This is a genomic window from Rhodanobacter sp. FW106-PBR-R2A-1-15 (genome assembly GCF_058789735.1).
Window position 1 is genome coordinate 89,536 of the sequence record NZ_JBYTEM010000010.1, and the last position, 7,709, is coordinate 97,244.

Sequence of the window (7,709 nt, forward strand, 5' to 3'; positions counted from 1 at the left end):
GAAAACTGGTCAAAAAAGCAGCACATCGCTATAATGTCCGGTTCTTGAACCTTGCGGCGGTCGGTGAATGAATAGCAAAGCTCCCCACGAGCAACAGTCTGAAATCAAGGCGCTCATCTCCAAGGGCCTGGAGCAGGGCTACCTGACCTACGCCGAGATCAACGACCACCTGCCCGACGACATCGTCGACCCCGAGCAGATCGAAGACATCATGGCGGTGCTCAAGGGCGTCGGCATCGAAGTGCACGACGCCGCGCCGGATACCGACCCGCTGGCCGACAAGGCCGGCAGCAGCACCGACGACGAAGCCGCCGCCGAGGAAGCCGTGGCGCTGCTCTCCGCGGTGGATTCCGAGGTGGGCCGCACCACCGACCCGGTGCGCATGTACATGCGCGAGATGGGCACAGTCGAGCTGCTCACCCGCGAGGGCGAGATCGCCATCGCCAAGCGCATCGAGGAAGGCCTGGGCCAGGTGCAGACCGCGCTGGCCAGCTTCCCGCTGACCATCGAGCTGCTGCTGGAGGAATACGACCAGCACCTGGACGGCAAGCGCCGCCTCAGCGAGATCCTGGCCGGCTTCCTCGATCTGGAGGAAGCCGCCGACCTCGCCCGCAAGGAGAAGGAAGCCGCCGCGCTGCTGGCCCCGGAAGTCGAAGACAGCGAGGAAGGCGACGAGGACGACGACGAGACCGCCACCGAGGACGAGGAAGAAGCCGGCCCCAGCGGTCCCGACCCGGAAGAGGTCAAGCGCCGCATGGAGCTGCTGCGCGAGCACTACGCCAAGTTTCAGAAGGCCGCGCCGAGGGCCGCCAGCATCACCGACAAGAAGATCGTCAAGCTGCGCGACCAGATGGCCGAGGAATTCCTCAAGCTCAAGCTGCCATCCGCGCTGATCGACGGCTTCGTGCGCAAGCTGCGCGAGGTGGTCAACGACATCCGTCACCACGAGCGCGTGCTGATGGACATCTTCGTCAAGCAGGTGAAGATGCCCAAGGCCGAGTTCATCAAGGCCTTCCCCAGCAACGAGGGCAACCCCGAGTGGGTGGCCGAGCTCAGCCGCAAGCGCCAGAAGTGGTCGCCGAACATCAAGACCCACCGCGAGGCGATCGACGCCGAGCAGGAAAAGCTCGCCGCGATCGAGCGCAAGCTATTCCTGCCGCTGATCGACATCAAGGACATCAACCGCGCCATGGCTTCGGGCGAGGCGAAAGCCCGCCGCGCCAAGAAGGAAATGGTCGAGGCGAACCTGCGCCTGGTGATCTCGATCGCCAAGAAGTACACCAACCGCGGCCTGCAGTTCCTCGACCTGATCCAGGAGGGCAACATTGGCCTGATGAAGGCGGTGGACAAGTTCGAGTACCGTCGCGGCTACAAGTTCTCGACCTACGCTACCTGGTGGATTCGCCAGGCGATCACCCGCTCGATCGCCGACCAGGCCCGCACCATCCGCATCCCGGTGCACATGATCGAGACGATCAACAAGTTGAACCGCATTTCCCGCCAGATGCTGCAGCAGTTCGGCCGCGAGGCGACGCCGGAAGAGCTGGCCAAGGAAATGGAGATGCCCGAGGACAAGATCCGCAAGGTGCTGAAGATCGCCAAGGAACCGATCTCGATGGAAACCCCGATCGGCGACGACGAGGATTCCCACCTGGGCGACTTCATCGAGGACGGCAACGCCAGCTCGCCGATCGACTCGGCGACCGAGACTGGCCTGATGGAAACCGTGCGCGATGTGCTCGCCGGGCTCACCCCGCGGGAGGCGAAGGTGCTGCGCATGCGCTTCGGCATCGACATGAACACCGACCACACCCTGGAAGAAGTCGGCAAGCAGTTCGATGTCACCCGCGAGCGCATCCGCCAGATCGAGGCCAAGGCACTGCGCAAGCTGCGCCACCCGAGCCGTTCGGAACAGCTGCGCTCGTTCCTCGACGTGGAGTAAGCGGCGACGCCGGCATGACGAAGAAGCCCCGCCGACGTGGGGTTTCTTCGTATGCGCCTCCGTAGAAGCCCGTGCTGGCACGCCCCCGGCAACTCCTCTACCATTCGTCGCCTGCGGGCCTATAGCTCAATGGTCAGAGCAGAGGACTCATAATCCTTTGGTTCCAGGTTCGAGTCCTGGTGGGCCCACCAGACATCCGCGGCACGCAGTTCATGTGTTCGGGAAGCCATAGTTTGAGCGGAAAGAGCGAACTATGGTTTCTCGTAAGCATAGTTTGCTGGTTCAGCCATGACCGGTCGTGGTAGCGGCCGCGTACGTAAAGCATAATTTGTCCGCTAGCCTGCACGCCTACGAAGTGTCAGCTTGCCGCCGAGGGCCCTTGCCAAGTTTGGCCTTGCAAACAAGGTCTTGCATACGGTTGGTATGGGGCGGCGTTGCTCGCGGGAGGGCCGCGTCTCGTTTCGCCCGCAAGAGCGCCACTTCAGCAACGACGTTGTCAGAGCCCGTCATACGTGACTTCCCGCCAGCGACCGCCGCCGGACGCTCCCCCCCCCTTCGTGTGCTTCATTTCAATAGTGGGCGGGGGAACCGGATGCAGCGGGAGGTACGGTCTGCGCAAGATCAGTCGCCGAGCTTGGCTGCCGGGTCTTTCCCAGCGTCCAGTTGCCCGCGGCTGCGCCAGCCCCCGTGCCAAGCTAGCGCCATCGCGGAATCATTCGGATACGGGCATTTTTCCTGCGGCTCGCCACAATCGCGTGCGTAATGGCCTTCGATCCATGCCTGCAGCGGATATTGCATTCCGCTTTCCTTGACCATGCTGGCGTCCTTTTGTGGGCGTCGTGGAAGCTTGGGTGAGGTCGGCAGACCAGGGTTCAAGTATGGAAAAGCCCGCCAGAGCGGGCTTGGATCCATCTATGCCGGGGGATGGCCGGGACAATCGCCTCACTGCGGCGGATTAGCTACACAGGGGTGAAGCTGTTCACATTTTTTCATTTCACGACCGCCTGAATCGTGACATCGTCACGTTCTTGGAGTTATGGCGGGGAAATCGTGCTTACGCCAGCAAAATGGTAGAACCTTGAAGGGCTTCGGCTGGAATCACAAGCGGGTCTACCGCATCTACCGGGAGCTGGAATTGAACCTGCGGATCAAGCCGAGGAAGCGCCTCGTGCGCGAGTCGATCAACCAGGTCTGGTCGATGGACTTCATGCACGACCAGCTCAGCGACGGGCGCAGCTTCCGGTTGTTCAATGTGCTGGACGACTTCAACCGCGAAGGACTGGGGATCGAGGTCGACCTGTCGCTGCCCTCGGGTCGCGTGATCCGGGCGCTGGAGCAGATCATCGAGTGGCGTGGCAAGCCAAGGGCGATCCGTTGCGACAATGGTCCGGAGTACATCAGTGGCGTGTTGCTGACCTGGGCCGAGCAGCAGGGCATCCGGATCGAACACATCCAACCGGGCAAGCCGCAGCAGGACGCCTATGTCGAGCGCTACAACCGAACCGTGCGTTACGCCTGGCTGGGCCGAACCCTGTTCGACTCGATCGAACAGGTACAGGACATGGCCACCCGCTGGCTATGGACTTACAACCATGAGCGCCCGAACATGGCGCTCGGCGGCATCACGCCGATGCAGAAACTGATCCTCGCCGCCTAGCTCCACTTGTGCTGTCAACTAAAAGTGGGGGGATTACCTAATGACACAGCGGTTCCTGCTCAGGTCTGGCCGGAATTGTACTGCAGACGTGACAAGCCCATCAAAACGCCTGATTCGGAATCATGGCGTCATTGGACCGCAGCTTGCCACCGATCATGTTGCCCCCGGCAAGGGTGAAGCACATCGGGCCTTGCACTGTGCCTGGCTGCCACGGGGTTGCAAATACTTGATAGCTATACGGCGGCCCTTTGGCGATGGCCGTGGCGTAGTCTGAAGTTTCCTTTGCATCCGAATAGATGCGCAGCGTGTTCCAGTAGACGTAGCCATACCCCACGCCCATGTCTTTCACGCCCTCCTTGCTGCATGGGCCAAGTGCAAAGGACACGTTGTAATCCTTCTTCTTAGCAAGCGCCAACAGGTCTGTGTCGGTCGTGAATTCGATGCGCAAGATGATTTTTGATGGGCGCGGTTTCAGGCTAACCCATTTGAGCTGCGGTTGATCCTTGAAATCAACGCCGGTGACGGACGTAACTCGGACGTCCTTTGGGCCATCGCTGAATGGCCAAGTCGTACAAGCGGCCACGGGAATTCCGCATGAAGCGATAGCAAGGGCTGTGATCAGGCTTCTCTGTCGAGTCATTGTTCAATACCTCGGCAAGAATGGCGGGTTGGCAAGGGGCGCTCCCCCGAGAACCTGGGCAGGGCTGTTCACACCTGCACCTGAGGCATTCATCATTGACTCGAAGTCTTCATGGTTCACACGGTTGTCTTGGATGTAAGAGTCCGCGATGCCATTGGGTTCGTCATTCCAGCCACCGCCGATGCCGGCGATGAAGTTAGAAGGTTGAAAGACCTTATTGCCTTCGGCGTCCACGTCCACCCATGTTCCCACCTTACCAGCGAGGGCATTCAAGTCTGGCGAATGGCGGCTGACAGGGTCGATGGTGATCAGGAGATTGACCTTCTTGCATGACTGCATGGCCGCCTTCGCCGCGGTGTCGCCACCATAACTGTGGCCGATCAGATTGATTGGGTCGCCTGGTTTGGCATTGGCAATGTCCTGCAAAATTCCATTGAGATCGGTCCACGAGTAGTAGGCGGAGTCCGGATTGTTCTGGTGATAATTGTTGTAATAGCTCCGCACAATCCCTGAGGTGGCATCACCGAAGCCACCCACAAAAATGTCGCGCAAACCATCGGGGTCGACTCGGTCCAGAGGGGCGTTGTTGACATAGGCATAGGTACTGATACCCCCAGCCAATCCTGCCGGATCACTCTGCAAAAATCTTCCGGTCGAGGGCTCATAGGTGCGATGGATGTTGTAAACCGTGTTTGACTCGGCATCAAAGTACTGTCCCGGATAGCGCAGGTTGAGTACATAGCCCGTCGTCGACGTTGGCGCTTGCTCTCCGAAGGGGTTGCCTACATAGGGCCACGACCAGATTATCGTGCCAGCGCCGTCAGTGACGGCCCGCGGCGTGCCTAGGCCATCGGCGTGCACGTAGTTGACCACGCTGGTGGTGACGCTACCATTGATGCTGTTGTCGATCACCACCACCGGAATGTCACCCAACCAGACGTAGTCTCGGTTGTTTGTGGCCACTGTGCCAGCGTGGTGGTGGTACCTGCCGCGGTGTTTTCCCTTGCCTTTTGCCAGCGCAGCGCTGCTTGTCTCGTATTCGCCGATCAGCTGGCCAGCTTCGTTGTAAGCGAAACGTTCAGTCGTCGCCTGTAGGAACGTGACTACCTTACCAATACGCTGCCCCATCGCGTTGTAGGTGTAGATGCCTACGGTCGCGCCGTTGAGCTGTGCCATCGTCAGGCGGTTGCGTCCGTTGTAGCCGAATCCATAGGTGTTGCCGCCGATCACACTGCCGGTGGTGTTGCCGTTGGCGTCGTTGGCGCGCGCAATACCGTTGATGCTGGCAAGCTGGTGCGTGCCGCCGGTGTAGAGATAGGCACCGGTAGCCAGGCCCAGTGCCGTCTTGCTCCGTCGATCGCCGGTCGGGCTGTAGGTGTAGCTTTCCAGTGCGGCACCGTTGTCGGCGATACCGGTGAGTCGATACAGCGGATCGTAGCTGTAGGTTTCCGTGGCGGGATTGGCTCCCGAGGCATTGCCCAAGGCCGTAATATTGCCCAACGCATCACGATTGAAGTGCAGGTTGAGCGCTGGGCTGGTCAGGTCGGTCAACCGGTAGTTCGCGTCGTACGTGCGTGTCACGACCTGGCCATTGCCCAGCGTGTAGCTGCTGATCGGCCCAAACGGCAGGTAGTTGATGCTGCTGACCACGGTCGGTGACACCACGCTCGCCCCTGCGGGGGCCACCTGCACGCTGCTGACACGGCCGTCGCTGTCATACGCGTAGCTGATCGCCGTCTGGTCGGGCGTACTCACGCTGCTCAGTCGATTTCCCGCGGTATACGCGTAGCGCGTGGTGTCCGTCTGGCTCAATGTCACCTGCTGCTTCTGGATGACGTTGCCCCGCCCGTCATAACAGAACACGGTAGTGACGCCGGCCTCCACCACGCGCGTCAGTCGTCCGATCGGAAGGGATGCGCTGCAGCCGGTCACCGCATTGGCCTCGTCGTAGGCGTAGCTGACATTGAGAGTGGTGTCGGTGTAGCCGGTGCTGATCAGGCGATTGTTCGCGTCATAAGTCGACGTGCTGACGATGCCCTTCGCGTCGGTGTGCGTCAGGCGATTGCCGGCGGCATCGTAGGTATCGCTGCTGGTGCCCGTGTCCGGGCTATGCAGCACCGTGCGGTTGCCGAGGCCATCGTAGTCGTAGGTGGTGCTGAGGCCGTCCGGATCACCGACGCCCTCCAAGTTGTCGCGGGCATCGTAGGCGAACACGCTCTGGGTGTTCTTGGTGGCCGGGTCGGGACCGTTGTAGTTGGCGATCGTGCTTTGCAGCCGGTTGAGGGCATCAAAGCCTTGCTGACGCTGGATGCCCAGCGCATCCGTGGACTGCACCAGATTGCCATTGCCATCGTAGCTGCCACTGGTGCCGGCGTTGAAGACGGCGTGGTTCAGGCCATCGACCACTGCCGTGAGCTGACCCAGGATGTTGAAGGTGCGCGACAGGCTGTGCACGACAGTGCCGGTAGCAGTACGGATCTGCTCGCCGGTCTTGTTGCCGGCGTTATCCAGCGTGTAATGGATGACGTTGCCTTGCGCATCGGTGATGTCGGTCAAGCAGTGGGCCGCGTCGTAGGCATAACGGGTCGTGATGCCGTCCGGATCGGTGATCGAGGCGACCGCACCGTACGCCGTGTAGCTAAGGGTCGTGGTGGCACCACCGACGCTGCGCGAGGCGAGCCAACCACGAGGCGTATAAGTCAGGTTAGTAACCACGCCGTTGGCGTCCCGCAGGCTGGTGACGCGGCCGGCACCGTCATACGTCAGATAGCTGGTGGTGTGGCCCAGAGCATCGGTCACCGATTGCAGGTCGCCGTGATGCGCGGTGGCGATGTCGGCCAGGTAATAGGCATAGGTGCTGACGTCGGCCACCTCGGTGCGCGGACCGTCCACGGAAAGCAGCAAACCCACGATCGGACACTGGGTGGTGTCGACGGCCGTGCAGTAGCTGTAGGTCCAGCGGCGCACGCCGGCCGGTGGCGTACCGGTAGTGGCGCAGGTGTAACTACTGGCTTGGGCCGGATCGATCTCGCAACGGGCCAATGGCTGGCCGACGGTGTTATAGACCCAGGCAGTTTTGCCGACCGTGTTGCCCTTGGCATCGAGCACCGTGCGGATCAGCGGAACGCGCAGCGTGGTGTTCCAGGTAATGTTGGTGGTGCGTTGATCCGCGCTTCCCGAACCGTCAACCTGCTGATCCAGCAAGCCATTGGCGTCATGAACCATCGTCGTGACGTTGCCGTTGAAGTCGGTGGTCGAGGCCACATAGCCGTTGCTGTCGAACGTGGCCGCGGTGTTGGGTTGGCCGCAGCCGGAGCCGCAAGGCGCGCTGACGGTGCTGGCATGCATCGACCCGTTGGGCACTACGAAACCCAAGGTCGCCTGGGCGCCGGGTAAGTATCCCCCGGCAAAGCCGGGGGCTTTAGTTGTGTGAGCCGCTCAAAGCGGCTTGGGCGGGGTCGCTAACGCGG

4 protein-coding genes, 1 tRNA gene and 1 pseudogene are annotated in these 7,709 nt (G+C 61.2%); 3 read left to right on the forward strand and 3 right to left on the reverse strand.

What is annotated here, in order from left to right; translation table 11 throughout:
- Positions 1-67 precede the first annotated feature (67 nt).
- Together rpoD and AC3WTD_RS07700 are read left to right on the forward strand one after the other, a co-directional pair.
- Positions 68-1,942, forward strand: a complete 1,875-nt coding sequence (gene rpoD, locus AC3WTD_RS07695; RefSeq protein ID WP_027491209.1) for an RNA polymerase sigma factor RpoD — start codon at positions 68-70, stop codon at positions 1,940-1,942.
- A 115-nt stretch (positions 1,943-2,057) separates the two neighbouring features.
- Positions 2,058-2,133: transfer RNA gene (locus AC3WTD_RS07700), tRNA-Ile, on the forward strand.
- Positions 2,134-2,563: 430 nt separating this feature from the next.
- Here the strand turns inward: AC3WTD_RS07700 and AC3WTD_RS07705 are convergent.
- On the reverse strand, positions 2,564-2,758 hold the full coding sequence (locus AC3WTD_RS07705) for a ribosome modulation factor (RefSeq protein ID WP_081666518.1): 195 nt from the start codon (positions 2,756-2,758) through the stop codon (positions 2,564-2,566).
- A gap of 256 nt (positions 2,759-3,014) precedes the next feature.
- Between AC3WTD_RS07705 and AC3WTD_RS07710 the strand changes: the two are divergent.
- Positions 3,015-3,599, forward strand: a pseudogene (locus tag AC3WTD_RS07710) (IS3 family transposase); the annotation flags it as partial.
- A 100-nt stretch (positions 3,600-3,699) separates the two neighbouring features.
- On the opposite strand, the gene AC3WTD_RS07715 reads toward AC3WTD_RS07710, so the two are convergent.
- On the reverse strand, positions 3,700-4,182 hold the full coding sequence (locus tag AC3WTD_RS07715; RefSeq protein WP_185754550.1) for a hypothetical protein: 483 nt from the start codon (positions 4,180-4,182) through the stop codon (positions 3,700-3,702).
- 60 nt (positions 4,183-4,242) lie between these two features.
- Entirely contained in the window at positions 4,243-7,587 is a 3,345-nt protein-coding gene (locus AC3WTD_RS07720) for an RHS repeat-associated core domain-containing protein (RefSeq protein ID WP_492613433.1), read from the reverse strand.
- Positions 7,588-7,709 lie beyond the last annotated feature (122 nt).

Coding starts and splice junctions, on each gene's coding strand:
- rpoD (WP_027491209.1), top strand. CDS start 68: ATGAATAGCAAAGCTCCCCACGAGCAACAGTCTGAAATCAAGGCGCTC.
- AC3WTD_RS07705 (WP_081666518.1), bottom strand. CDS start 2,758: ATGGTCAAGGAAAGCGGAATGCAATATCCGCTGCAGGCATGGATCGAA.
- AC3WTD_RS07720 (WP_492613433.1), bottom strand. CDS start 7,587: ATGCATGCCAGCACCGTCAGCGCGCCTTGCGGCTCCGGCTGCGGCCAA.